At 54.6% G+C, this 24,899-nt stretch carries 26 protein-coding genes; all 26 read right to left on the reverse strand.

Going from position 1 to position 24,899, the window contains the following annotated elements; all coding sequences use genetic code 11:
* Positions 1-25: 25 nt before the first annotated feature.
* The 26 genes from D3P08_RS23295 to rsmA all read right to left on the reverse strand — a co-directional run bounded on the left by D3P08_RS23295 (position 26) and on the right by rsmA (position 24,897).
* Positions 26-319: a diguanylate cyclase domain-containing protein gene (locus D3P08_RS23295; RefSeq protein WP_119602532.1), complete on the reverse strand. Its 294-nt coding sequence runs from the start codon at positions 317-319 to the stop codon at positions 26-28.
* A gap of 308 nt (positions 320-627) precedes the next feature.
* On the reverse strand, positions 628-906 hold the full coding sequence (locus D3P08_RS23300) for an RNA-binding S4 domain-containing protein (protein ID WP_119602533.1): 279 nt from the start codon (positions 904-906) through the stop codon (positions 628-630).
* Between the two features lie 3 nt (positions 907-909).
* Complete coding sequence (locus D3P08_RS23305) at positions 910-1,182, reverse strand: HU family DNA-binding protein (protein ID WP_119602534.1); 273 nt, start codon at positions 1,180-1,182, stop codon at positions 910-912.
* A gap of 189 nt (positions 1,183-1,371) precedes the next feature.
* The gene (gene yabN, locus D3P08_RS23310; RefSeq protein WP_119602535.1) at positions 1,372-2,865 is read right to left on the reverse strand and encodes a bifunctional methyltransferase/pyrophosphohydrolase YabN; all 1,494 of its coding nucleotides are present in this window, start codon (positions 2,863-2,865) and stop codon (positions 1,372-1,374) included.
* A gap of 21 nt (positions 2,866-2,886) precedes the next feature.
* Positions 2,887-4,545: an oligosaccharide flippase family protein gene (locus D3P08_RS23315; RefSeq protein WP_119602536.1), complete on the reverse strand. Its 1,659-nt coding sequence runs from the start codon at positions 4,543-4,545 to the stop codon at positions 2,887-2,889.
* Between the two features lie 206 nt (positions 4,546-4,751).
* A complete protein-coding gene (gene spoVT, locus D3P08_RS23320) occupies positions 4,752-5,294 on the reverse strand; it encodes a stage V sporulation protein T (RefSeq protein ID WP_119602537.1) in 543 nt (180 codons plus the stop codon).
* 481 nt (positions 5,295-5,775) lie between these two features.
* On the reverse strand, positions 5,776-5,967 hold the full coding sequence (locus tag D3P08_RS23325; protein ID WP_119602538.1) for a type II toxin-antitoxin system antitoxin: 192 nt from the start codon (positions 5,965-5,967) through the stop codon (positions 5,776-5,778).
* A gap of 12 nt (positions 5,968-5,979) precedes the next feature.
* Complete coding sequence (locus D3P08_RS23330) at positions 5,980-6,852, reverse strand: SPFH domain-containing protein (protein WP_119602539.1); 873 nt, start codon at positions 6,850-6,852, stop codon at positions 5,980-5,982.
* An 84-nt stretch (positions 6,853-6,936) separates the two neighbouring features.
* Positions 6,937-7,131, reverse strand: coding sequence for a hypothetical protein (locus D3P08_RS23335; RefSeq protein ID WP_119602540.1), 195 nt, complete (start codon positions 7,129-7,131; stop codon positions 6,937-6,939).
* 30 nt (positions 7,132-7,161) lie between these two features.
* On the reverse strand, positions 7,162-8,403 hold the full coding sequence (locus D3P08_RS23340; protein ID WP_119602541.1) for a Ger(x)C family spore germination protein: 1,242 nt from the start codon (positions 8,401-8,403) through the stop codon (positions 7,162-7,164).
* The gene (locus D3P08_RS23345) at positions 8,396-9,499 is read right to left on the reverse strand and encodes a GerAB/ArcD/ProY family transporter (RefSeq protein ID WP_119602542.1); all 1,104 of its coding nucleotides are present in this window, start codon (positions 9,497-9,499) and stop codon (positions 8,396-8,398) included. Before D3P08_RS23345 ends, D3P08_RS23340 begins: the two co-directional genes overlap by 8 nt.
* 27 nt (positions 9,500-9,526) lie before the next feature.
* Positions 9,527-11,098 carry a spore germination protein gene (locus D3P08_RS23350; protein ID WP_119602543.1) on the reverse strand — a complete coding sequence of 524 codons (1,572 nt, stop codon included), beginning with the start codon at positions 11,096-11,098 and terminating at the stop codon, positions 9,527-9,529.
* Between the two features lie 160 nt (positions 11,099-11,258).
* A complete protein-coding gene (locus D3P08_RS23355) occupies positions 11,259-12,398 on the reverse strand; it encodes a peptidylprolyl isomerase (RefSeq protein WP_119602544.1) in 1,140 nt (379 codons plus the stop codon).
* Positions 12,399-12,468: 70 nt separating this feature from the next.
* Complete coding sequence (gene mfd / locus D3P08_RS23360) at positions 12,469-16,035, reverse strand: transcription-repair coupling factor (protein ID WP_119602575.1); 3,567 nt, start codon at positions 16,033-16,035, stop codon at positions 12,469-12,471.
* 186 nt (positions 16,036-16,221) lie between these two features.
* Positions 16,222-16,452 (reverse strand): anti-sigma-F factor Fin, encoded by a 231-nt coding sequence (locus D3P08_RS23365; RefSeq protein ID WP_119602545.1) that lies wholly within the window; start codon positions 16,450-16,452, stop codon positions 16,222-16,224.
* A gap of 64 nt (positions 16,453-16,516) precedes the next feature.
* The gene (gene pth, locus D3P08_RS23370; protein WP_119602546.1) at positions 16,517-17,077 is read right to left on the reverse strand and encodes an aminoacyl-tRNA hydrolase; all 561 of its coding nucleotides are present in this window, start codon (positions 17,075-17,077) and stop codon (positions 16,517-16,519) included.
* Between the two features lie 139 nt (positions 17,078-17,216).
* Complete coding sequence (locus tag D3P08_RS23375; protein ID WP_119602547.1) at positions 17,217-17,870, reverse strand: 50S ribosomal protein L25; 654 nt, start codon at positions 17,868-17,870, stop codon at positions 17,217-17,219.
* 104 nt (positions 17,871-17,974) lie between these two features.
* The gene (glmU, locus tag D3P08_RS23380) at positions 17,975-19,375 is read right to left on the reverse strand and encodes a bifunctional UDP-N-acetylglucosamine diphosphorylase/glucosamine-1-phosphate N-acetyltransferase GlmU (RefSeq protein WP_119602548.1); all 1,401 of its coding nucleotides are present in this window, start codon (positions 19,373-19,375) and stop codon (positions 17,975-17,977) included.
* Between the two features lie 163 nt (positions 19,376-19,538).
* Positions 19,539-19,820 carry a septation regulator SpoVG gene (gene spoVG, locus D3P08_RS23385; RefSeq protein ID WP_087571183.1) on the reverse strand — a complete coding sequence of 94 codons (282 nt, stop codon included), beginning with the start codon at positions 19,818-19,820 and terminating at the stop codon, positions 19,539-19,541.
* A gap of 130 nt (positions 19,821-19,950) precedes the next feature.
* Positions 19,951-20,346 carry a RidA family protein gene (locus tag D3P08_RS23390; RefSeq protein ID WP_119602549.1) on the reverse strand — a complete coding sequence of 132 codons (396 nt, stop codon included), beginning with the start codon at positions 20,344-20,346 and terminating at the stop codon, positions 19,951-19,953.
* 19 nt (positions 20,347-20,365) lie between these two features.
* A complete protein-coding gene (gene purR, locus D3P08_RS23395) occupies positions 20,366-21,193 on the reverse strand; it encodes a pur operon repressor (RefSeq protein WP_119602550.1) in 828 nt (275 codons plus the stop codon).
* A gap of 82 nt (positions 21,194-21,275) precedes the next feature.
* Positions 21,276-22,130, reverse strand: coding sequence for a 4-(cytidine 5'-diphospho)-2-C-methyl-D-erythritol kinase (gene ispE / locus D3P08_RS23400; RefSeq protein ID WP_119602551.1), 855 nt, complete (start codon positions 22,128-22,130; stop codon positions 21,276-21,278).
* A gap of 125 nt (positions 22,131-22,255) precedes the next feature.
* Positions 22,256-22,441 carry a small, acid-soluble spore protein, alpha/beta type gene (locus D3P08_RS23405; RefSeq protein WP_119602552.1) on the reverse strand — a complete coding sequence of 62 codons (186 nt, stop codon included), beginning with the start codon at positions 22,439-22,441 and terminating at the stop codon, positions 22,256-22,258.
* Between the two features lie 164 nt (positions 22,442-22,605).
* Entirely contained in the window at positions 22,606-22,878 is a 273-nt protein-coding gene (veg, locus tag D3P08_RS23410; RefSeq protein ID WP_116050072.1) for a biofilm formation stimulator Veg, read from the reverse strand.
* Between the two features lie 174 nt (positions 22,879-23,052).
* Positions 23,053-23,922 (reverse strand): sporulation peptidase YabG, encoded by an 870-nt coding sequence (gene yabG / locus D3P08_RS23415; protein WP_119602553.1) that lies wholly within the window; start codon positions 23,920-23,922, stop codon positions 23,053-23,055.
* A gap of 63 nt (positions 23,923-23,985) precedes the next feature.
* Complete coding sequence (rsmA, locus tag D3P08_RS23420; protein ID WP_119602554.1) at positions 23,986-24,897, reverse strand: 16S rRNA (adenine(1518)-N(6)/adenine(1519)-N(6))-dimethyltransferase RsmA; 912 nt, start codon at positions 24,895-24,897, stop codon at positions 23,986-23,988.
* Positions 24,898-24,899: the final 2 nt, after the last annotated feature.

Here is a 24,899-nt window from a genome sequence, read left to right on the forward strand (position 1 = left end):
CTCATACAAAAGCTTACTCCTTACTTTATACCGAAAAGATCGGGACTTCATAGATCCGGTTGCGTCCCGCAAGCTTCGCTTGGTACAACGCTTTATCCGCATGCTCGACCATCTCATTCCGCTCGAGGCCCGGAGTCGGAATCATCAAGGCGACGCCTATGCTGGCCGTGACATGATCATTCAGTATCGACGCTATATGCGGAATTTGCAGCTCGTCGATTCGTTTTTTGATGCTTTCCGCCGCCTGCCTCGCGCCTTCGGAGTCCGTATTCGGGAGCAGGGTGACCGCGACCGGATTCGACAGCTGCGACGAGGCCATCTACTCCCGCTCGAAGGCCTCTTCGAAGTGCCTCCGGTTCGACAGCCCGGTAAGACCGTCAAGCGTCGACAGCTCCTTCAGGAAATTAACGGACCGCTGCCAACACCCCTTATTTTGATCCCAGATTCTACCCGATCCCCTCTATTTCTATGAACCTAGTTCAAGCAACTTTCTTATTGCCGGAAAATGATTCAAATGGCGAATAGAAAAATAGAACAGGCCGGCTCCGAATGTAGCGGAACCAGCCTGCTTCCTTGCTAAGTATTGGGTTGAACCCTGCCGAGGACGACCCGTGAGCGCTGCTGCCCTTACCAGTCGAGACCGGTGTCGCGAGGCCGCTGCTCTTCTTTCACCAAGGTATAGAGCTCGCCGGCCTCATCCTTGCGGGTCGTCTCTGCGAGACGCTCCACTCGGACGGTTACGATCTTCTGACCGTACTGGATCTGAAGCTCGTCACCGACCTTTACGGCGCTGCTCGCTTTCGCTTCGCGGCCGTTGATCCATACGCGTCCCTGCTCGGATACATCCTTCGCAACGGTACGGCGCTTGATCAGCCTGGACACCTTGAGAAACTTATCTAAGCGCATCTATTACTTGATCGCTTCTTTCAGCTTGTTGCCTGCTTTGAATGCAGGTACTTTGGATTCTGGGATCGTGATCTCTTTGCCTGTTTGCGGGTTGCGGCCAACGCGTCCGGAACGCTTGCGAGTTTCGAACGTACCGAAGCCGATCAGTTGCACTTTGTCGCCGTTTGCAAGCGCGTCCGTTACTTCGCCAAGGAAGCCGTTCAGAACTGCTTCTACGTCACGTTTAGTCAATCCGCTTTTCTCAGCGATGTTGTTGATCAAATCTGTTTTGTTCATGTTCATTTCCTCCAATAGAAAAAGGTTATTTGTGGCGTCCGCCCACTAATGTGGCGGACTGCCCGTTTGGCAGAATATGCTCTCACGAAGATTACATATTCTGCTCTCCTCAACAAATTCCTGCTGCCTGCGTTAAATTTTTTGGGAAAAGTGCAGAATCGAGGCGAATTATGACGAAAATTATGGGTATTAACGCCTCTTGGCTTCTTCCCACCAGCGATCCATTTCTAGTAAATCAGTTTGGTCAAAAGTTTTGCCGTTTATACGAAGCTGCTCTTCTATATATTGAAATCGGCTCTTAAACTTTCGATTGGTGCGAGAGAGCGCCTCCTCCGGATCGGCGTCAATGAACCGGGACGCATTCACGACGGCGAACAGCAAATCGCCAAGCTCATCGGCTTGCTGCTCCTTATCGCTTCCGGCAATCGCCTGCCGAAGCTCGCGCAGCTCCTCTTCGATTTTGGCGAGCACCGGATCAAGCTCATCCCAGTCGAAGCCGACTTTAGCCGCTTTCTTCTGCAGCTTGTACGCCTTCATCAGCGCCGGCAGATCCGGCGGGATGCCGTCGAGCTGCGATTTCCGGTCGCCGTCCGTTCCTTTCAGCCGCTTCTCCTCCGCCTTCATCCCTTCCCAGTTCGCAAGCGCCTCGTCGGCGTCCTGCGCGTCCGAGCCGCCGAAGACATGCGGATGACGGAAAATCAGCTTCTCGTTCAGCGTCTGAATGACGTCGTAGACGGTGAACGCTCCTGCTTCCTCTTCCATCTGACTGTGAAGCATCACTTGAAGGATGACGTCGCCGAACTCCTCCTGCATGCCGGCAGGGTCGTCGTTGTCAATCGCTTCGAGCGCCTCGTACAGCTCTTCGATGAAGTTTTTGCGGATTGATTGATGCGTCTGCTCTCGGTCCCACGGGCAGCCTTCCGGGCTGCGCAAAATTTTTACGATCTCATGCAGCCGGTCGAAGGAGCGGTTCTGCAGCGCGGGATCATCGGAGCGAGGTATGTAAATAACCGATAGATTGCCGTATGCCTGTTCCCGGTCAAGCTCGTAGATCGGCACTTTGATCAGCTGCTCCTCCCCTTGCACGCCCAGCGCATGTCCGATCACAACCTCGTAATCCTCGGGATAGCGCTCCATCAGCGCCAGCTTCACATCCGAAGCGGTGAACGCGTCATACACTTGTCCGACCAGCGTATGCAGCTGCGGCTGCAGCATGGAGGCCTGAAGCTCCGCCGCATCGAGGAGCGTAAAGCCCTCAATCGGGTCAAAGCCAAGCGACGCGAAGGCCGCGTCCAGGAAGCTTTCGCCGCCCAGCACCGTCAGCTCGACGCCCGCCGCGCCGCAGCGCTCGCGCAGCAGCTGTACGGTCCGTTCGGCGACCATCGGGTGACCCGGCACCGCATAAATAATGGCTTCATCGGAGACGGTATTGCCCGTTGCCGCTTCCGTCAGCAGCCTTGAAGCAATCGCCTCGTACACCTCGGGGAACGACTCATGCTGCTCGTACAGTTGATCGAACGATTCGTAAGCCAGCTGATGCTCGCGCAGCAGCGCCATGACGGGATGCTGCTCGGTCCGCACGAAGATGCGCTTCGCCGACTGCAGACGCCTCCAGATACCGAGCGTTAATTGATCAGGGTCGCCGGAGCCCAGCCCGACGATTATAATTGGCGAATGTGCCATAGTAGATTCAGCCTCCATCTCTTAATCCGCCGGCGGAATAAGCCGCCAGCGCCTCAGCCGCGCGGCCCATGCCTCGCCGCCCGGAATCGCCCGCCATTCGCGCGCGTCAATGGCGCCCGCGCGCAGAGCCGCGAGCGCGAACACCATTGCGCCGACGGCTGCGCCCGTCAGCGCCAAGGCCGCCGCCTTCGCGCGCGGCGGCAGCTCGTGTCCGAGCGCGGCGTCCAGCGCGCGCTCGGCTAATAGGACGCTGGCGGCCATGATCGCCAGCGCAGCTGCGCCGGCGGCGGCGGGCGCCAGGCCCCGCCCGCGCTGCCGGCGATGCCCTTGCGGCGGGCGAAGCCCCTTCGCCGCACGGCGGAGCGCCGCCGCGCCCAGCATGGCGGCGGCGGTTAGCGCGGCAACGCCGGAGAGCGCCGCTCCCTCGATGCCGAGGGAGGGGACGAGAGCGGCGTTGAGCGCGCCCTTCAGCAGCGCTGCGAGCAGCAGCAGCGCGACAGACGCCCGCGCCGAGCCGAGCGCTTGCAGCGCGGGCGTGACAACCGCGCTGACGCAGCCGGCGAGCGCGGTGCAGCCGATGAGCGCGAAGGCAAGCGTGCCCTTCGCGTCCTTGTACAGCATCACGTTCAGCGGCTCCGCCAGCAGCACGAGGCCAATCGCCGCCGCGCCGCCGGTCAGCCACGCGGCGCGCAGCTGCATGGAGAGGCGCAGTTCCAGCGTCTGCGCCTCCCCGTTCGCCTTAGCGGCGGCGAGGGCCGGGACAATGGCGGCCGCCGCCGCGCCCGCCACCATCGTGACCAGCTGCACGAGCGGTCCGCCCCGGCTGTAGACGCCGAATAAGCTCATCGCCGTCTCTTCCGCCATGCCGCTTTCCCGCAGCAGGCGCGGCACCATAAACGAATCGACGACGCCGGTAACGGGCACCACGATCGATGCCAGCGCCGCCGGCCCCGCGAACGCCACCAGCGACTTCATCTCCATGAACAGCCTGCCGAGGGTTAGGCCGGAGCCAGATCCCGCCCGGCCGCTCCAGCCTCTAATCGCGAGCAGCAACGCCGCCACTGCCGCGCCGGCCGCCGAGCCGCTCATGACGCCTGCGGCGAGCCTTGCATCGCTCCAGCCCGCCATCAGGCCGATCTCCAGCGCGAGCAGCATCATAGCGACCCGGACCAGCTGTTCCGCCACTTGCGAAGCCGCCGATAAGCCCATCCTGTTCTTCCCCTGCTCGTAGCCGCGCAGAACGGCTACAATCGGGGCAAACAGCAGCGCCGCGGACAGCACGCGAATCGCTAAAGCCGCCGACTCATCCCCAATCCATGATGCTGTCACATCGGCCGTTACCCACATCAAGACAAACGCGGCGCCGCCCGACAAGCCGAGCAGCAGCAAAGCGGCCGTAACCGTAGCCCTTGTCCCATCCGCGGCATGCTCGTCCCTGAGCCGATGCGCGATGAGGATCGACAGCGCCGTGGGGATGCCTGCCGTCGCCAGAACGGCAATCAGCTGATAGAACGGATACACGGCGTTGTAAATACCGAATACGCGGTCCCCTGCCAAATTTTGCAGCGGAACTTTCTGCAGCGCGCCAATCAGCTTAGTCAGAAGGGCCGCTCCCGTCATCAGGATAATGCCATTCCTCCAAACTCCTCGTAGGCGGCTGCTTTCGGACCTGCGGCTCATATTGTTTTCCCCTGCTCCCTATGCCTTCTCATGATTACTGATTATAGCGTTTGGAGCATGAAATGAAAAATCTTTTGCCGAAGTTTATCGTTTACCGCTTTATACATAACAAAGCTTCTCCACTCGGCCTAAAGCCGCAGGGAGAAGCTTTGCTCTCGTCTTTATTTCGTCCTTGCTCGTATGTGTGCCTTGCAGATTAGCTGGATTTACTGCTCCATTTGCTTCGCTAGGAAGCCTGCGGCAGTCTCCGCCATTTTGGTCTCCATTTGCGCCATTTTCACCGATTGATCCTTGCTCATCAGAACCACCGTGCCGATAGGGTCGCCGCTTGCGATAATCGGAGATACGACGTAGGAGCTGTACTCTTCTTGCAGGTCCTTGACGATCTCATGCGGACCGCCGGTTGCCTCGGTTACCGTCTTCCGGTTCTCCATGCAAGTCTCCAGCGTGCTGCCGATCGGCTTGTCGAGCAGCTCTTTCTTCGAAGCGCCCGCTACCGTAATAATCGTGTCGCGATCCGATATAAGGGTAATGTGTCCAGTGCTTTCATACAACGATTCCGCGTATTCTTTCGCAAAGTCGCCAAGCTCGCCAATCGGCGAATATTTTTTCAGAATAACTTCTCCGTCACGGTCTACGAATATTTCCAATGGATCGCCCTCACGTATACGCAATGTACGGCGAATCTCCTTCGGAATCACCACACGACCGAGATCATCGATACGACGCACTATTCCAGTTGCTTTCATTTCTTGTTGCCCCGCTTTCCTAGAGGATTTTGAATCGACTGGATTGTTGCAGCATTTATGTTGGTAAACATCTCTGAGAGCTCCACGAGGATCATCGCCGTCCTCGAAGTACTTCCGGGATGCGTGTCCGCATCTGTTGCGGCGGATATGTGACATACCCGATCATTCACCGGTGTTGAAGAGGTAAGATCCTTCGATGAAGATTTTGAATCTGACCATAGTATTCATCTGCTCCCAGTATCTTATGCACGTGACCAGTCCGCCCAGATCATTCCTGTGCTGCCATTCGGCGCCGATATGCCGCATGCATCCAGACTCTTACTATGCCCCGTTTCGTTCCCGATAACCGCCAATCCTGCCACCGAAACGCCATATTCTCCTTTCCAAAGCTGAAGCTCGGCTTTCGAAGTCCTGTTCCAAACAACAGAAGGCAGCATCTAAGCCATCTTGGCTAGATGCTGCCTTCGCAGCCATTGCTTTCCTATTGGTCGACGGAATCATCCTTAACCGGAGCTCTTCCTTTGCCAAGCCGCCCCGCCCTTGTCAGCGCTTCGCGCAGCAGAAACTCGATATGTCCGTTCACGCTGCGGAATTCGTCGGCGGCCCATTGCTCGAGAGCGCGATGCAGTTCCGGATCAAGGCGCAGCGGGAACGCCTTCTTCTCTTTCGCCATAACCGGCGCTCCTTAGCTGTATAACGATCCCGTATTAATAACCGGCTGCGCGGCGCGGTCGGATACAATCGAGACCATTAAATTATTTACCATCGCCGCCCGCCGCTCGGCATCCAGCTCAATGCCGTTCTCCTCCAGCAGCCGGAGTGCCGCATCAACCATGCCGACAGCGCCCTCCACGATCTTCTGGCGCGCTGCCACAATCGCGATCGCTTGCTGCCGCTGCAGCATCGCGCTTGCGATTTCCGGCGCATACGCGAGGTGGGTGATCCGCGTCTCTCTGAGCTGCACGCCCGCTACATCAAGCCGCTCCTGCAGCTCGCGAAGCAGCTCAGCCGCCACTTCGTCGGCGTTGCCGCGAAGCGTAATGCCGCTTTCGTCCCCGAACGTATCATAAGGGTATTGCGCGGCGATGTGACGAATGGCCGTTTCGCTTTGAATCTCTACGAACCGTTCATATTGATCCACATCGAAGGAGGCTTTCGCCGTATCGACGACCTTGAACACGATGACGGCTCCGATCTCTACAGGATTGCCTTCCGCGTCATTCACCTTCAGCTTCTGGCTGTTGAAATTTCGTACCTTCAGCGAAATCTTCGACTTGCTCGTAAGCGGCAGCACCATCCACAATCCGCTTTCAATCACCGTTCCAATATACGTTCCGAAAAAAGTAATGACCTTCGCCTCGTTCGGCTGAACAATAACGAGAGACGACAGCATCAGAATGGCAATCGCCATTAATACGACGCCCGCGACGATAAGCCCTCCCGAAGGCGCTTCAGCCGCAGACTGAATGCCTATCAGTACCGCTCCTCCGATACCTGCCGCAACCGCAATGAATAAACCCAAATAACCGCTGACGTATAATGCCTTTTTTTCTTTCACAGGATCACCTCATATCAATGTGATACTGATATGATATCACTTTTTACAAATATAAGCAATCCATATGTAAGAAAACAGGCCACTCTACTTCAGCCAAAGCACGAACAGCACGACTATACTAAGCCCCAAGTGCAAGACGCCGGATATAAGGGCCAGCTTTTTTTCTTTACGCTCCGCCCTGCCCTTTCTCGACTCCACTAGCAGGATCGCGCCGCAAATGGCAAACAACAGGATCAGGTATCCGGAGAATCCGAACGTATAGGTTTCTTGCGAGAACAATGCTTTCGCCCTCCTCTAATCCAATCCGTGCTAGATCGCTTTCATGCCGATTCTTCGTATCTTCACAATAACGTCGATATTAAAGGTCACTTCCTTGTATTTCTCCTGCCAGGCTTCCTTTGTTTTGACATACTGGTTCCAGTACTTTGGTTTTTTGGCGCGGACATGCTCGCCAAAGCCAAATATATCCGATCCTTTGCTCTGTGTTTTCTTAATAATATTTTGATAAAATTTGACGGAAGCGTCCGACTGCACCCGTTCGATTCTCGCGATAATATCGGGGTTATTAATTTCGAATTCCTCGCTCATCTTCTCCTCCAGATTGGCCTCCAACTCAATATAAATGTCGAAGTGAGGAACTCCGTCCTTCAATCGGAGCTTAATAACCGAACGCCGATGCGTCACATTCGTCATCACGGTTGAGTTCGGGTCATTCTCGTCGAGCATGATAACCGCCCGGTAGCCTGCCGGATTCACGCCTCGTAGACCGAGATACCCGGCAACCTCGAACGGCTTCGTTACGCCAACCATATGCTCTCCCCGGAAATACGCCAGTCCTTGAATTTCGACGTTCTGCTCATCTTTAATGGCGACGTACGGAAGAAAGCCCTCCTGTCCTTTCTTGGACGAATTGCTCCAGTAGACCCCGATATAATCCTTCGGGAATTTCCCCATCTTAATCGAGTTGTCCAAGGTTGACATCAAATACAGTGTCGGAATTCGCTCGAGCTTCGGCGCGGCGGTCATCAAGCCGAGCGCTTTGCCTTTGGATACCATCAGCCAAGCCATTCTTCGCACCTCGGGATTTCGCCGGAAATAGTCGTTAATGTTCTCCATGCCCTTCTTCGCGATCGCCTCCGACACGACGATGATCCGAAGATGTCCGAAGAACAGCTCGCTGGATACCTGCTGCTGCAAATTCATAAATGCGTCGTCCATGGAATGGCCGACCACGGTAATGACCCAGACGGTTTGCATCGTATCATTGCTGCCGCCCCCTTCGCCCGGTCCCAGCGGAATTCTGCCGGGCAGCGCGATTTGTACACCGACCTTCACCATGCCTTGCTTAGGCGGAGGGAGCGAGCCCTTGACATGGGAAACTTCGCTTTCTCTTTCCGCCGCTTCTTCGCTGGTGACTTCATCGATCGAAACGCCCAGCACCACCGCGCGTTCGTCAATTTCAAGCCGGTCCCAGCAGCCCGTTAGAAGCGGCATGAGCAGGAGGGCTGCCAGGAGCAGACGGATCTGTTTGCTTATCCCCGCTCTATGCATTCCGCTCCCCCCTTTTCTTTCTCAGCATCGCTATGAGCAGCAGCAGACCGGGGTACGCCATCGTAATGTACAATCCGACTCTGCCGATATCCTCAATGATGACATAGAGATGGGTCACGTTCTGCGGCAGCATCGCCATAAAGAAGACGATCGGAAGCAGAATAAAGGTGAATACTTGATGCTCCTTCAAATGAAGCACCTGCTTTAGGGCGACGCTTGTCAGAAAATAACTGGACAGCAGCGTCGTAAAAACCGCCGTTACCCACACGGCTAGAAAGGCCGCATCCAGCCTTTCGAGCACGTTCGCAGGCAAAGATGCGCCTTTCGCCAACTCAAGCGTAGGCCACAGCAGCTTCTTGATCTCCTCCGCGCCGAATACGCTGACGGAAGCCACCACGATGATCAGATAAAGCCCGCCGGAGACCAGGATGCCGAATAGACTTGCCTTCATCGCTTTTTTCGGTTTACGCATCGCAGGTATCACAACGGTCATAATGAACGAGCCTTGGAATAAGGCGGCAATCGTAAAGGTCCCCATAAATGCGTTATTCGGGCTCGTTAACAAGATTGGCTGCAAGTTGATGACCTCCGCATTGCCAAGCGATAGGATGGCAATCAAGACGCAAGGAACAAGCAGCAGCGGGAAATAGAATGTATGGAAATAAGCGAAGGTTGTGATCGACCTTCGCGCGGATATAGCGGCAAGCGTCAGCATGACGATGACCGTTACCTCAACGGGGGTTGATTTCAAGACGGATGTGACGACAACTTCCCCGAATTCCCGCGCCGTCAATGAGGTAAGAACGGCAAAGAACACAATTACGACGATGCTCCCTATCGTCCCCAGCCATTTGCCGATAATGTCATTGCCATATTGGAAGATCGACTGGTTCGGGAATCGCATGCCTAGCCAAGTGAGTAGAGCGATTCCCAGAAAGGCCACCCCGATCGCAAATATCGTGACGAGCGGAGCCGCGGAATCCGCTGCCCGGACCGCAAAAAGCGGAAGCGGGAGCACGCCGACTCCGATAATGGTGCTGATTAGAATAGCCGATGCTTGAATGAGTGTTATTTGCCGAGAATCTGTATTTTCCACACTGTTGCCTCCTTCTGCTTGGCCGCTTTACGACGGCGAAGGATTATCCTGCTGCTTGCCAGCGGCATCATCGTTCTCTTTCCTTCTAAACTTCACGGAGTCTTGAGGATTCAAGAACACAGGCCGCTTTGTGAGCGAGCCGAGCGGGCCTCTGATCAGCAAATCCTTCATCCCTTGGAAATTGCCCGGAACCAAAGGGCTTAAATACGGCACGCCGAAAGACTTGAGCGCCAGCAAATGATTCGCAATAATAATCAGCCCGATCATAATACCGTACAACCCGAACATCCCTGCCATAATGATTAACGGGAAGCGCAGCAGCCTGAGCGCCAAAGCCGCGTTATACGCGGGGGTCGCGAAAGACCCGATAGTTGTAAGCGCGATGATGACGACGGTAATCGGACTGGCGAACCCCGCCGATACGGCTGCCTGTCCGACAACGAGCACGCCGACGATCGACAAGGCGCCGCCGACCTGCTGCGGCAATCGGATGGTAGCCTCCCGCAGAACCTCCATCGACACCTCCATAATGAGCACCTCGACAACGGCCGGGAACGGCACGCCTGCCCGTCCGCCCGCTACAGCGACAGCGAATTCCGTCGGTATCAGTTCAGGGTTGAAGGAGATGATCGCGACATAAAGGGAAGGAAAGACAAGAGAAAACATCAAGGCAACCAGCCTGGCCATCCGAATCGCGCTCATCAGCATGAAGCGCTCCGTATAATCCTCCACGGTCTGATAAAATTGGTTGAATACCGTAGGCACAACCAGCGCAAGCGGCGATCCGTCTACCAGAATGGCGATTCGTCCTTCCATTAGGTTGGCGACGATTTTATCCGGACGCTCCGTATATTGCACTTGGGGGAACGGCGACCATTTATTGTCTTCGATGAATTGCTCCAGGTAGCCGGAATCAAGCACGCCGTCGATATCGATCGGCTCCATCCGTCGATCCAGCTCCTTTAAAATCTCCGGATCCGCAATCCCATCCATATAGCAGATCGCGACCTTTGATTTCGTACGTCTTCCGATCTCCCGCATCTTGATGCGCAGGTCGGTCGACTGCAGACGGTACCTGATAAGTGCCAGATTCGTATTGAGCGTCTCGATGAAGCCTTCGCGCGGGCCGCGGATAACCTGTTCGGTAGCCGGTTGTTCAATGCCCCTCTTTTCAATGCTCCTCGTGCTGATGACGATTGCTTCTCCTACGCCTTCAATAAGAATGACCGTGCTCCCGGCCAAAATCGCTTTAATGACGTTGTCGACCTTTTGTTCCCTCGCGACATCTCCATGATAGAGAGCCTCGTACAGGATAACGTCCGGCAGCTCGTCCGGCGCAAAGGAGCGTCCTTGCAGATGATGCGGTATATGCATCAGCGGTTTAATAATATCTTCATTGACCGACGACTGCTGAACCATGTGCGAGAAGCTGTACATCGCCGCTTTATGCTGGCCGAACACATGAAATCTCCGAATGGACAAATCCTCGGTCCCGTCAAATAACTCTTTGGTAATGTGATCAAAGCTCTCAAGCGAACCGCTTAACGGCTGTCCTTCATATGCCTTCAAGGAATTACTTGGCGACTCTTTCCTCTTCATCCCTTCACCTCCATAGAAGCTGAAGCCTTCTGTTCCTATAATTTCCTTGCGATGCTTTAGTATGTTCAACACGGGGGAAATCTATCCAAAAGCAAAAAACCGTTTTGCCGGCGGAAGCATGGTGCTTCCGCTGACAAAAACGGTTTATGTCTATTCCTGCTTATTTGGCTGCGTTTGTTCCATTCGCAGCGCCTTCGTTTGCAGCGCCATCGTTCGCCGCGCCTTCTTCTGCCGCCGCATCGCCTTCCGCGTTGCCGGCTGCTCCGTCTTCCGTCGCCGCGTCGTCGGTCGGCTCCGGCTCAGGAAGCGTAACCTTAAGCTCCTGCTTCGGCATTTCGTCCGTCATAAATTTCTCCATGTACGTGTACGCCGCTGTGTTCTTCACTTGCTCTTTCTGCTCGTCCGTCAATTGGTCCAGCGTTTTAATCTCGCGCTTCTCGACCTTCATGACATGGTAGCCATGCTCCGATTGGAACGGCTCCCCGACAACGTTAAGCTCCTGCTCGAACGCCGCTTGCTTGAACGACTCCACCCAGCTGCCGCCTACTGCGTTCTCGTAAAGGCCGCCTTTGTCCTTCGAGCCTGGGTCATCCGAATATTCTTTCGCAAGCGCATTCCAATCGCCGCCGGCGTCCAGTTTCGCTTTCACTTCTTTCGCGCGGGCCAAAGCCTCTTCATCCGTGCGGAGCTCCTTCGTTTCGCCCGTTGCGGTATCCTGCTCCGTTGTTTTGACCAAGATATGGCGAACGGTATATACGCCGTAGTCGGCCTTGGTGCTTTCGTACGCTGCCGCCAGATCTTCATCGGTTACCTTCGAGTTGATGTGGAGGACTGCAGCCGTGTTAAGGAGCAGGAATGTCGCCATATCCTCATCGGAAACCTTTCTGTTCTTCACTTCAGCCGCAAACGTCTCGTCCGATTTTTTATATTCTTTGTACTGTTCGATCTGCTCGTCAACTTGCTTCTGCGCTTCCTTCATGGACTCCTCGGAAGCCTGCGAACTCAGAATCTTGTACGCTACATATTGCTCCACAATCATTTCCTTAAATTCCGGAATCTCAACGACGGACGCGTAAGCAGGCTGCGCCAGCACATAAAGGTCGAGATACTTGTCCAGTTCATCCTGTGTAACCTGGCCGTCTTTGTAAGTCGCGACAACATCGCCGCCGCTTACATTCTTAAATTCAAGAGAATGCTCCTTGCTGCCTCCGCAAGCCGCCAGCATCGTCATGGCTAGTACCGCTGAAGCGATCAGCAACGCGCTTCTGCGCCATGCCGATTTACGTGTCCTTTGAAACATGCGTGAATCCCCTTTCAGATATCGTTATTTCGTATTGTAGCAGATCGGGGGACCGAAAAGCGAATCCTGGCTATGACGATGCGTTCTGAAGCTCTTCCTTTTTCACGACGGCTTCGCCGTAAGCCTCCAAAAACTTCTCCGCCAAGTGGAGCTTCTGCTCCATGTTCAGGCCCTTGCCCCGGAGCAGTATGGTCTGCGGCGACTCTTGCTCGCCGCTTTGCTTGAACCGGTTCTCCATCTTGAGGCACAGCTGATCGATTTTTTTGCGGTCGACCTTTCCCTTCTGCGCATCGGACAACCGGAAGATCAAGTCGTCGCCCTTCTGGCTGATCGATTCAATCCCATATTGCATGCCGTAAATTTTCAGTCTGGCAACGGCTAGCAGATTGCTGACCGCCTGAGGCAGATCGCCGAAGCGGTCCATCAGCTCGTCGATCAGATCGTCGGTTTCCTCGAACGTCCGAGCCGCTGCGACCTTTTTATAAATTTCAATCTTCTGAATGCTGTCGTAAATATAGTCGGATGGCAGGTAAGCATCGACGCTGATGTCGATGACGGTGTTGACCTGCTTCTCCTCCGCAGGCTCGACGCCTTCCATCTCCGCTTTCCGCTTCGCGATTTCCTCCGCCAGCATCTGCGAGTACATGTCGAAGCCGACGGAAGCGATGAAGCCCGACTGCTCGGCGCCAAGCAGGTTGCCTGCGCCGCGGATGGACAAGTCCCGCATCGCGATTTTGAAGCCGGAACCCAGCTCCGTAAATTCCTTGATCGACTGAAGCCGCTTCTCCGCCACCTCTGTCAGCACCTTGTCCCGCTGGTACGTGAAATACGCGTACGCGATCCGGTTCGAACGGCCAACCCGTCCTCTCAGCTGATACAGCTGGGACAGGCCCATCTTGTCCGCATCGTGCACAATCAGCGTATTGACGTTCGGGATATCGACGCCTGTCTCAATGATGCTGGTGCTGACAAGCACATCGGATTCCCCGTCGAGGAAGTCCAGAATCGTCTTCTCCAGCTCCTGCTCCGACATTTGGCCATGGCCGACCGTCACCCTGGCGTCCGGCACAAGCGCATTGATCGCCTCCGCCATCTGGTAGATGCCCTGGACGCGGTTGTACAAATAGTAGACCTGGCCGCCTCTCGCCAGCTCGCGCTCGATCGCTTCCCGCACAAGCGCCGGGCTGTATTCCACGACATAGGTCTGAACCGGGAACCGGTTCTCCGGAGGCGTCTCGATGACGGATAAATCACGGACCCCCAGCATGGACATATGCAGCGTCCGGGGGATCGGCGTCGCCGTAAGCGTCAGCACGTCCACATTCGTTTTCAGCTTCTTCAGCTTCTCCTTATGGGACACTCCGAAGCGCTGCTCCTCGTCCACGATGAGCAGGCCAAGCGCTTTGAATTGGACATCCTGCGACAGCAGGCGATGCGTCCCGATGACGACATCCACCGTACCGTTCTTCAGCCCCTTCATCGTTTCGTTCTGCTCCTTGCGGGAGCGGAACCGGCTGAGCACCTGCACGTTAATCGGATAGCCGGCGAAGCGTTCGCGGAACGTCTCGTAATGCTGCTGCGCCAGGATCGTCGTTGGGACAAGCACCGCTACTTGCTTGCTTTCCATTGCCGCCTTGAACGCCGCGCGAACCGCCACCTCTGTTTTGCCGTAGCCTACGTCGCCGCAGAGCAAGCGGTCCATCGGCTGCGGCTTCTCCATATCTCTCTTAATCTCTTCAATCGCGCGAAGCTGGTCCCGGGTCTCGTCATAGGGGAACATCGCTTCGAATTCCTGCTGATAGGTTGTATCTTTGCTAAAGGCGTAACCCGGCGTCGATTGGCGCTGCGCGTACAGCTTAATCAGGTCATCCGCAATGTCTTGAACGGATGCCCTCGCCTTGCTTTTCGCCTTCGTCCACTCGGTGCCGCCCAGCTTGTTGATCTTCGGTTCTTTCTCTTCGTTGCCGACATACTTCTGAATCAGATCGACTTGATCGATCGGCACCGACAGCTTGTCGCCGCCCGCATATAGAATATGCAGATAGTCGCGATGAATGCCGCCGATTTCGAGCGTGCCGATCCCGACATACTTGCCAATGCCGTGGTTATGATGCACGACATAATCGCCGACCTTCAGCTCGGTATAGCTTTTGATCCGTTCGGCATTGTCCATCTTCTTATCGATCCGGCGCTGCTTCCGCTGCTTCTGCGTGAACATTTCGCCTTCCGTAATCACGACAAGGTGCGAGGAGGGAAGCTCGAAGCCCTGCTGCAGGTTGCCTTCCAGCAGCATCGGCGGTTCAATGCCGTAATCGTCCAGAACGCGCCGCATCCGATCCATCCGCTCCGCGCTGCCCGCCAGCATCATCACCTTCGCGCCGATCTTTTTCCAGCGCTCCATCTCCGACTTGAGCACGTTCATCTGCCCATGGAAATTTTGCATCGAACGGCTTGTCATATTGATAATGTTCTGAGGCTGGCTGTGCGGAATCTGCCTTAAAAACAGGGATAAAAACAGGGTAGGAAACGGCCGGTGATGGAGAATTTCCTCCGTATCGCGGGCTAATGCCAGTCCGGGCAGCGACTTGCCGTTCTGCAGCAGATGAAGGGACCATTCGCTCTCATCCCGCTCCAGCTGCTTCGCTGTCTCAATGAGGCGTGTCGGTTCATCCAGGATGAGCAGCGTATCGCTAGGCATATAATCCATAATCGTCTGCCGCTCGGGATAGAGAAGAGAGATATATTTATAGATTTCCGGAAAATAGACATGCTCTCTCAGCCGTTCAAGCTCGCTGCCAAGCTCCGAGCGCAGACGGTCCTTAGCCGTTCGATCCGTCATTTTCTCCAGCTGCTTCTCCAGCAGCGAGCTCGCATGATTCGCCGCGCTCGTCATTCTTGCGGCATCGGCGATAATTTCCTGGCATGGCGGAATTACATATGATTTCAGTTGATCGGCCGACCGCTGATCGGCGGGATCGAATGTGCGGATCGAGTCAATCTCGTCCCCGAACCACTCGATTCGGCAACCGAGCGCCGCTGTGAGCGGATAAAAATCGACGATGCCGCCCCGTACGCTCATTTCGCCCTTCGATTCCACGCGGTCGGCTCTCACGTAACCAAGCGCCGTCATCTGACGGAGGAAGTCTTCGAGCGGCATCGTATCTCCGACGGCTACCGAGATTTGCGCCTCAGCCATCACACGGCTGATAGGCAGGTAGCGCCGGACGCCGGAGAAAGGCACGACAATAATCCCGCGGTAGCCTTGGGACAGCTTGATCAGCACATCCATTCGCTGCGCCAGCGTCTCGGGGCTCGAGATCGCCGCTTCCGCAGCCATCAGCTCATTCGCAGGATATAACAGCACCTTATCGGCGGACAAACATTCTTGCAGATCCTCCGCGATCTTCTGCGCGGAGAACATATTATGCGTCACGACAAGCATCGGACGCTCCACCGCTTCCTCCAGCGCTGCGATCAACACCTGGCGGGAAGAGCCGGCGAGCCCGGATATCATCTGCTCTCGCATCCCTTTGCTAATACCGGACAAGATGGACTGGACGTCCGAATCCGCAGCAAAAGCTTGAATTAGCGCTTTCAACGTTTGCGGCACCTCGTTTCTATGAGAAACCCCTACCATGGACAGTTCAGGATGAACCGCCCGCAGGTTTGCCGAGCAAACCTGCTTCGTAGCAGGGGCTAGATTAATCGCCAATAACGACCTTCAATTTTTTATAAGTCAGATAGGCAAACCCGCAGCACGCAAAAACAGCTACATCCGGCCCGGAAGGCGGCATAGCTTGTTCTCGCATATTTCTATCCAATTTTACTGCAGCGGATTGTTGACTAGCATGAGATCTGGATTCAAGTTCAATGCTTCATTGCAATGCTCGCAAACCAGACTGACCGTCACATCGCCGTTTGAGTCATACGCTATTATATCGCTGCGCTCTTCGGGGGTCAAGAAATGGAAACCGAGCTGCTGTTCGGTTATAGACGGCTCTGCCACCGATCCAATCGACGTCTTGCAATGCCTGCATATATAGTTTACAGCCATATGTATGCCTCCTGAAGGTTTGTTATACCCTTCAGTATGCCCGGCTTCTTCTTAATTTAACGGCCTAGCGGTTAAACTTTGCCATCGTCTCCTCGAACGGCGCTTTAAGTCCAAATTCCGCCGCATCGCAAGCCTGCTCGATCATTGCGGCCAGCTTCTCCCGCTCCGCCTTCGGGAAGTTAGACAGCACGTAATCGGAGATCACGCCGCCTGGCTGCGGCCTTGAGATTCCCATCCGAATCCGGTTGAACGTTTGCGTATTCAAGTGCTGAATTAAAGATTTGATGCCGTTATGTCCGCCGGCGCTTCCTTGATAACGCAGCCTAAGCTTGCCGATCTCCGTATCTAAGTCATCGTAGATGACGACCATATCCGATAAGTCCGCTTTATAGTAATCCATAAATGCTCTAACCGATTCGCCCGATAAGTTCATATAAGTCATCGGCTTAATAAGCGCCACCTTCACGCCCCCGACATTGCCCTCTCCGACCAGCGCCTTGCACTTGCTCTGCGTAACGGAGATGCCCCATCGCTTCGCCAGCTCGTCAATGACCATAAAACCGACGTTATGCCTTGTATCTCTATATTGTGTGCCCGGGTTGCCTAGCCCCACAATCCATTTCACGTTAGTCGTCCTCCTCCGATGTTTCGGTATTTCACCTTAATGTAGCATACTCGAAGGGCGCTATCCAAGCACAAAAAGCTGCCCCGAAAGCAGATCAGATGCGAGATCTCCTTCCAGGACAGCTCTGTCCTTCAGCCTATCAGGTGCTTGTCGCGATCTCCGCGTGCTTCGCTTCCTCCGAACGCGACTCCGCCTCGTGCATCTCGACCTCAAGCGCTTCAGCCTCAGCCTCGCTAATTTCCTTCTGCGGCGCCAGCACCGTAACGACCACAAGCTCCGAGTCGGATTTCGCCTCTACGCCGCTTGGCAGCTTAAGCTGTCCGACCGTTAAGCTTGCGCCGATCTCCAGCTCGCTCACATCGACCTCGACGACTTCCGGGATATCGTTCGGTAAGCACTGCACCTCAAGCTCATGCAAAATAAGCGAAAGGATACCGCCTTCGCGAACGCCGGTCGAATCGCCTGTCGTTTCGATCCGGATATTCGCGCGAACCTTTTCGTTCATATTAATTTGATGGAAGTCGACATGCAGCAGATTATGGGTCAGGGAATCGCGCTGCACGTCCGATACCATAACCGACTGGACGCCAATGGCAGGAACGTCCACCTCCAGCACCGCGTTCGGATGAGACCGAAGCAGCGCAGTCAGCTCTTTCTCGTTGACGCTGACCGCCGCCGGCGCCGGCAGCTGCTTGCCGTATACGACACCCGGCACCTTCCCGCTTTGCCTAAGCTTGCGCAGATCGCCCTTAGTGGTATGCGTTCGCGGCTCGACTCGCATTGCAATTGCCATATGGAACCCTCCTAAGAAGAATTGACATTCCATATCACTTTACCCATATGAGGACAAAATTACTCACAAGGCTGCCTGAGCCGCTTCGCTGTCATTCGCTTCCCTTATTTCTGCGAGCGTTCCTTCTTCGCTTTCGCGCGCGCCCGAATTTTATCCGCGTACCCCGGCTTATTCACTTGCCGCTCGCGGGCAATCGCCAGATCGCCTTCCGGCACATCCTGCGTTACCGTCGAGCCCGCTACAACATAAGCGCCGTTTCCGATCTTCACCGGCGCAATCAGATTGACGTTGCTGCCGATAAACGCTCCGTCGCCGATTTCCGTGACCGCTTTGTTGAAGCCGTCATAGTTCACCGTAATCGCGCCGCAGCCGATGTTGACGTCCTTGCCGACAATGGCGTCTCCCACATAGCTGAGATGCGAGACCTTGCTTCCGTCGTCCAGCGTCGCATTTTTCAGCTCGACAAAATCGCCGATTTTGCAATCGCGGCCAAGCTTCGAGCCCGGACGGAGGTTCGCGTATGGGCCAACCGTGCTGCCCTCTCCGATAACCGCGTCCACGGCAACCGAATATTTAATTGAAGCGCCGTTATGAACGGCGGTGTTCGTCAAATCCGCGGACGGACCGATGACGCAATCTTCGCCAATAACCGTGGAGCCGCGCAATACCGTACCCGGGTGAACGACCGTATCCGAGCCGATCTGCACGCCCGATTCAATGTACGTGCTTGCCGGATCAATCAACGTGACGCCGTTCAGCAGATGCTTGCGGTTAATCCGCTCGCGCATGAACCGCTCCGCGTCCGCCAGCGCGACACGGTCATTCACGCCGATCGCCTCCGCCGTATCCTCGGTGCAGTACCCCTGCACGATCTCTCCCGCTTCCTTCAGCAGCCCGATCACGTCGGTCAAATAATATTCGCCCTGCGCGTTCTGATTCGTCACCTTGGAGAGCGAATCGAACAGCTTGCGGTTATCGAAGCAGTACGTGCCGGTATTGATCTCCCGCACCTTCGCTTCCTCCGGCGTGCAGTCCTTATGCTCCACAATGCGCTGCACCGTTCCGTCCTCGCCGCGAATAATCCGCCCGTAGCCAGCCGGATTCTCGAACGAAGCGGACAAAATGGTAGCCGCGGCTCCGCTTGCTTCATGCAGCTCCAGCATAGACTGCAGCGTCGATGCCTGCACAAGCGGCGTATCTCCGCAAATTACGATCGTCACGCCGTCTTCGCTGCCGAGCAGCTCCTTCGCCTGCAGCACCGCATGACCTGTGCCAAGCTGCTGCTCTTGCAGCACGAACTCCGCGGTATCGCCAAGATAGGACTTCACCATCTCCGCGCCATGGCCGACTACTACAACCGTACGTTCACTGGCCGCTTCCTTCACCGTATCCAGCACATGCCCAACCATCGGCTTGCCGCAGACAGGATGCAGCACTTTATATAATTTCGATTTCATACGCTTGCCTTGACCGGCAGCCAAAACAATCGCCATTATTTTCTTCATTCCGGTAACCCTCCTGAAATGTTTTGCGAAAGCAAAACATACTTCGAAACCATGCTCTTAATACTCACATGAATATATATCATATTCCAAAAAAAGAAAAGAGAGCCTAGGCTCCCTTCTCCTATACATTCCCATCTGGCCGCAAAGCTGTACAGCTCTGCTATTAAGCGCCTTCTTCAATTGCTACTTCATCGGCCGCGCGCTCGTATTCTGCCAATACGGCAGCTTGAATCTTCTCTCTTGTCGTCGAAGAGATCGGATGAGCGATATCGCGGAATTCTCCATCCGGAGTACGTTTGCTAGGCATAGCCACAAACATACCATTGTTGCCGTCGATGACACGGATATCGTGAACGACGAATTCGTTGTCAATGGTGATGGAGGCAATCGCCTTCATACGGCCTTCCGAATTTACACGGCGGAGTCTGACATCAGTAATTTGCACTTGTGTTCACCACCTTTGCCTATCTGAGACTTGGTGTATAATTCCACGTTTTTGTGCCAATTCCTTCTGGTTTTTTGGTAAAAAGTTTCTAAATTTTAAATATTTTTTCGGCTATGAATTATTTTCGTTTTCATTCGACAGGAGTCGATGCGATGACCTCGATTTCGACAAGAACGTCCTTTGGAAGCCTTGCCACTTCAACAGCCGAGCGGGCCGGTTTGTGCTCCCCGAAGTAGGATGCGTAAATCCCATTCACCGTCGCAAAGTCATTCATATCCTTCAAAAAGACCGTCGCCTTCACAACGTCCTGGAACGTTGCTCCGGCCTCCGCGAGCACCGCTTTCAAATTGCGGAACACCTGATGCGTCTGCTCCTCGATTCCGCCTTCAATAAGTGCGCCGGAAGCGTCCAGCGGGATTTGGCCCGATGTGAAGACCAAGCCGCCAAGCTTGATCGCTTGAGAGTACGGCCCGATTGCGGCCGGCGCTTCTGTCGTGGAAATGACCTGCAGTTTTGGGTTCGCCATCGTGATGATCCCTGCCTCTCTAGTTTTTGAAATAGTTGCCCAGCACGACCTTCGCTTGTCTTGTCTTCATATCGACGGCTGTCAGCTTCGCAAGCGAAACGTAATCCTCGAGCAGCCGCTCTTCCATCTCGACCTCGCCGGATTCAACGAATACGCCGACACCCGCTACCGTCGCTTTAAATTCATAGAGCAAATCCATCATGCCCTGTATCGTTCCGCCCGCCTTCATGAAGTCGTCGATGATGAGAACATGCGATTCTTCCTTCAGTGCTCTCCGGGCAAGCGACATGGTCTGAATCCGTTTATTGGAGCCGGACACGTAGTTGATGCTTACGGCGGAGCCTTCCGTCACTTTATTATCGCGCCGAACGATCACGACAGGAATGTTCAGACACGCGGCTGTCGCATAGGCGAGCGGAATGCCTTTCGTCTCCACCGTCATTACGACATCGATCCTGCGATCCGAGAATGCCGTCGCGAACATGCGGCCTACATCGGCCAGCAGCTCCGGCTGCCCGAGCATATCCGTCATATACAAATAACCGCCTGGAAGCACGCGATCGGGCTGCTCCAGCTTCAAACATACCTCTTCTATAATTGCGCGCGCAGCTGATTCTCTCATCTGCGGCATATATTTGACGCCGCCTGCCGCCCCTGCCAGCGTCTGCAGCTCGCCGATACCTTCTTCTTCGAAGACTTCTTTAATGATGGCTAAATCCTCGCTAATCGAAGATTTAGCAGACTGGTAACGGTCCGCAAATGCTGTCAACGAAATTAACGTGTGGGGACGAGATAATAGGTATTGCGTCATTTCGACGAGCCTTGAGCTTCGTTTTAATTTCTTCACTGCCTTCTCCCCCCACTAAATCCGAATAATATAAAGACAATATAACATTTTTATACGGATTTAATCAAGAACAACGTCAACACTATGTAAGCATTCTTACCACGTATACTTCTTTACAAAATCCTCTTAAGCCATTATAAATGCGAGGAAGCTTGGCTTCCTTCGATACGAGCCCAAATACGGTCGGTCCGCTGCCCGACATCAGCACGCCATCCGCGCCTAAGCGGATCATGCTTTCCTTCAGCTGCAGCACCTCCGGGTAAAGCTCAAGCGTCACGTTCTCCAGCACATTGCCGAGTCCGTCGCACATGTCTTGGAAGGAGCCTCTCTCCAGCGCGTCTCTCATATTCGCGATTGAAGGGTGCTGGGTTATTTCATTCGCTCTCAGCTTGCCGTACACATCCGCCGTCGACACATTGATGGGAGGCTTTGCAAGCACGACCCAGCATTGCGGCGGGTGAGCGATATGCTCGAGCTTCTCCCCTCTGCCTCTGGCGATCGCCGTGCCGCCTTTTACGCAGAATGGTACATCCGAACCAAGCTCAGCGCCTAAGTCGCACAGCTCGTCCTCCGAGATGCCAAGGCCCCACAAGCGATTTAATCCGCGCAGCGTAGCCGCCGCATCGCTGCTCCCTCCGGCGAGACCCGCCGCTACCGGAATCTTCTTGTCGAGGTGAATATAAACGCCCTTCCTGACGTTGTAACGCTCTTTGATCAGTCTTGCGGCTTGAAAGGCCAAATTCTTCTCGTCGAGCGGAATATACCCCACCTGGCTCGATATAATGATCGTATCACGCGGCAGCTCCTCCATCTCAAGCCTGTCCGCCAAATCCACCATCGTCATGATCATTTCGACTTCATGATAGCCGTCGTTGCGTTTACGCAGCACGTCCAGCAGCAGATTAATTTTGGCCGGAGCCTTCTCATAAATTTTCATCCGATAAGTTCACCCGTTCATCTCTTTAGCTTAAGCCCCATTATAACAAAGGAATACAATAAAAGCTAAACCCTGCAGACGCTGGAATGAAGCGCGCAGAATTTAGCTTCCTGTTGTCATGCGTATTAAGGCTGCTGCGACTTTGCAGCGGCTTGCTCGGCGAGCTGAATCGCCCGCTTCACCATGTTGCCGGCATCCTTCGCCTTGATGCCTCCCCAGCCTTCTTGCTGAACCGTATCGTAAAAGCCTAAATCCTTCGCCAGCTCATATTTCAGCTGCTCCGACATAACGCTTCGCCTTCTGCGACTCATCTGTATTCCCTCCATTACTCATGATGACAAGCCTAAGCCTAGGATGACCGTACATTGCTTAGTATGTGTCGCCTGAATGGGATTATGCGCGGGCCGAGGACCTCCCAACCGCAGAAAAAAGGCGCAGAGTTCTCTCTGCGCCATGGGTGAAAACGAATGTGATTCTATTGTTGAAAAGCGATGCGTACTTGACCCTCATCATTGCACACGGTCACTTCTACAGATTCTGTAAGGATGTCCGCATAGCTGTAGGACACACGCTTGAAGGCGTGCTGCTCCTCATCCAGCTTGACAATGAACACAGAAGGGTAGATTTCTTCCAGCGTCCCGGTCCGTTCAATGGTCTTTCGGCGACCACCGTTTGCCCGTAGACGGATCTTGGAGCCTACATGAGCTTCCAAGCTGCGTTTTATATCCAACAGCGCATTTTTTGCCATTGTCAGCTACCACCTCTTTCCTTGTCCATTATAACCAAGAAAAGAGGATTTGTCAAATGAAGCAAAATATTATATCAGTCAAATATTTCTCTTGTCAACGGTGTTTTCGCCCATTTTTTAAAAATCGGCCAAGCAACGATAGTTTTTGCCTATATTTTACTTTTTATACATCCTTTAACCAGATGTGACTTTGGGCTTCGGCAAGCCGATTCGGTACCGGCCCATCGTCTCGATGCCGCCAACGCCGTCTATTCCGCTGATTGTCCCATGGATAACATCCTGCAGATTAATGGATTCACGGATCGATGTATAGCTTGCTTTAATGGCGATATAGACCGGATCGAGCGCATGGATTAAGATGCGGCCAGGCGAGCTGGCGAAGTTGGAGCCCGCTTGCAGGAGCGCTTCAAAATGCGATTGGCATGCTCCGGCGATGACAATGAGTCCATCCCTGTTTTTTTCGTAATCTCTAGCGACCCGCACGGCATTAACAAAATTTTGCGAGTTCTTATAGCTGGCCAGGCTGTAGATTTCGCCCGCTCTCCGATTCTTTAGCACGCCGTCATGACCGGTAATGACCACAATGTCCGGTCTGAATTGCGGCAGCAGACGATACAGCACATCCGCCATTTGCGATTCGTGGAGATGTAAGCCATGCGCAGGAACATGCATCGAATTGTACAGCTGCATGCTCTTCTTCAAATAGTTGTTATCCCCGTCCAGATGAAGCACCTTGCCCGGCATTTCAAAGTAATTCGCGTTCTGCTGCTGCTCGGTAAGTCGGATCACTTCATCGTTGTCTGAGATTTGCCGTTCTCTATCGGTTCGCATTTTCTCCAGCGATTCGTTCACTTTGATGCGTACTTGCTGCGCGGCTCGCGTTTCTTCGGGATTTCGTACGATCGATAGATCAGGAATTGGCGCGTCCGCCAGCAGCCGGTAATCCGTGCCCTTTAGGACGGCGAAATAGGAGCGTACTTCTTCGACACGGAACAACACGTCACCGCCGTACGATTTGCGGACGACCAGGTCCCCTTGCTTCATAGGTCAATCACCTCTTCGTCTATCCTATGGGCAGATGGCACGAAAGGTGACCATTATCTAGCGTTACCGGTTCCAGCCTGCCTCGAGCATGCTGCTCGACAGCGCCGCGAATTCCTCCAAGGACAGCGTCTCGCCGCGTCTTGCAGGATCGATCCCGATGCTGTTCAGCAGAGCGGTCAGCTCGTCACGCTTCTCCTTGCCAACGAACGATGTCAAATTGTTCATCAGCGTCTTGCGGCGCTGCGCGAAGCTGGCCTGCACGACGCGGAAGAAGAATGCTTCGTCCGGAACGGAAACGGCCGGCGTATTCCTTACCTTCAGCTTGATGACCGCGGAGTCGACATTCGGCTGCGGAATAAATACGGTATGAGGAACCGTACAGACCAGCTGCGGCTCGCAATAATATTGGACGGCAACGCTTAAGCTGCCATACTCTTTGCCTCCGGGCTTCGCAGCCATTCGCTCTGCGACTTCCTTCTGAATCATCACAACGATGTTCTGCAGAGGCAGTCTCTCCTCGAGCAGCTTCATCAGAATCGGCGTTGTGACATAGTACGGCAAATTTGCGACAACGCTGACCCCTTCGCAATCGGCGAACTGCTGCTGGAACAGCTGCCGCAGGTCCAGCTTCAGCACGTCGCCATGGACGACGGTAACGTGCGGCTTGTCCGCCAGCACTTCGCCTAGAATTGGAATCAGCCGCTGATCAATCTCGATGGCGGCTACTTTGCCGGCCGCCTGCGACAGACGTTCGGTCAACGCGCCAATTCCGGGCCCGATCTCGAGGGCTCCTTTGCTCTGGTCCAGCTCTGCCGCATCCACAATCCGGTTCAGCACGTTGCCGTCGATCAGAAAGTTTTGGCCTAAGCTTTTTTTAAACGAAAAGCCGTATTTCGCGATAATTTCCTTCGTGCGTCTTGGCGTGCCGACTTCGGCAGCCGGCTTGGTCTGCGCGTCTCCGCTTACCTTGTTCATCT

This window comes from Paenibacillus nanensis (assembly GCF_003583765.1).
Classification (GTDB): Bacteria; Bacillota; Bacilli; order Paenibacillales; family Paenibacillaceae; genus Pristimantibacillus; species Pristimantibacillus nanensis.

Excerpts from the sequence above, each read along its gene's own strand:
- D3P08_RS23315 (WP_119602536.1), bottom strand. The coding sequence starts at position 4,545 with ATGAGCCGCAGGTCCGAAAGCAGCCGCCTACGAGGAGTTTGGAGGAAT.
- D3P08_RS23365 (WP_119602545.1), bottom strand. The coding sequence starts at position 16,452 with ATGGCTGTAAACTATATATGCAGGCATTGCAAGACGTCGATTGGATCG.
- mfd (WP_119602575.1), bottom strand. The coding sequence starts at position 16,035 with ATGGTAGGGGTTTCTCATAGAAACGAGGTGCCGCAAACGTTGAAAGCG.
- D3P08_RS23355 (WP_119602544.1), bottom strand. The coding sequence starts at position 12,398 with ATGTTTCAAAGGACACGTAAATCGGCATGGCGCAGAAGCGCGTTGCTG.
- veg (WP_116050072.1), bottom strand. The coding sequence starts at position 22,878 with ATGGCAAAAAATGCGCTGTTGGATATAAAACGCAGCTTGGAAGCTCAT.
- D3P08_RS23350 (WP_119602543.1), bottom strand. The coding sequence starts at position 11,098 with ATGAAGAGGAAAGAGTCGCCAAGTAATTCCTTGAAGGCATATGAAGGA.
- D3P08_RS23405 (WP_119602552.1), bottom strand. The coding sequence starts at position 22,441 with ATGAGTCGCAGAAGGCGAAGCGTTATGTCGGAGCAGCTGAAATATGAG.
- spoVT (WP_119602537.1), bottom strand. The coding sequence starts at position 5,294 with ATGAAAGCAACTGGAATAGTGCGTCGTATCGATGATCTCGGTCGTGTG.
- D3P08_RS23390 (WP_119602549.1), bottom strand. The coding sequence starts at position 20,346 with ATGGCGAACCCAAAACTGCAGGTCATTTCCACGACAGAAGCGCCGGCC.
- D3P08_RS23375 (WP_119602547.1), bottom strand. The coding sequence starts at position 17,870 with ATGGCAATTGCAATGCGAGTCGAGCCGCGAACGCATACCACTAAGGGC.
- yabN (WP_119602535.1), bottom strand. The coding sequence starts at position 2,865 with ATGGCACATTCGCCAATTATAATCGTCGGGCTGGGCTCCGGCGACCCT.
- glmU (WP_119602548.1), bottom strand. The coding sequence starts at position 19,375 with ATGAAGAAAATAATGGCGATTGTTTTGGCTGCCGGTCAAGGCAAGCGT.
- ispE (WP_119602551.1), bottom strand. The coding sequence starts at position 22,130 with ATGAAAATTTATGAGAAGGCTCCGGCCAAAATTAATCTGCTGCTGGAC.
- D3P08_RS23295 (WP_119602532.1), bottom strand. The coding sequence starts at position 319 with ATGGCCTCGTCGCAGCTGTCGAATCCGGTCGCGGTCACCCTGCTCCCG.
- D3P08_RS23325 (WP_119602538.1), bottom strand. The coding sequence starts at position 5,967 with ATGGCGAAAGAGAAGAAGGCGTTCCCGCTGCGCCTTGATCCGGAACTG.
- D3P08_RS23300 (WP_119602533.1), bottom strand. The coding sequence starts at position 906 with ATGCGCTTAGATAAGTTTCTCAAGGTGTCCAGGCTGATCAAGCGCCGT.
- D3P08_RS23340 (WP_119602541.1), bottom strand. The coding sequence starts at position 8,403 with ATGCATAGAGCGGGGATAAGCAAACAGATCCGTCTGCTCCTGGCAGCC.
- yabG (WP_119602553.1), bottom strand. The coding sequence starts at position 23,922 with ATGAAGCAAGGGGACCTGGTCGTCCGCAAATCGTACGGCGGTGACGTG.
- rsmA (WP_119602554.1), bottom strand. The coding sequence starts at position 24,897 with ATGAACAAGGTAAGCGGAGACGCGCAGACCAAGCCGGCTGCCGAAGTC.
- D3P08_RS23305 (WP_119602534.1), bottom strand. The coding sequence starts at position 1,182 with ATGAACAAAACAGATTTGATCAACAACATCGCTGAGAAAAGCGGATTG.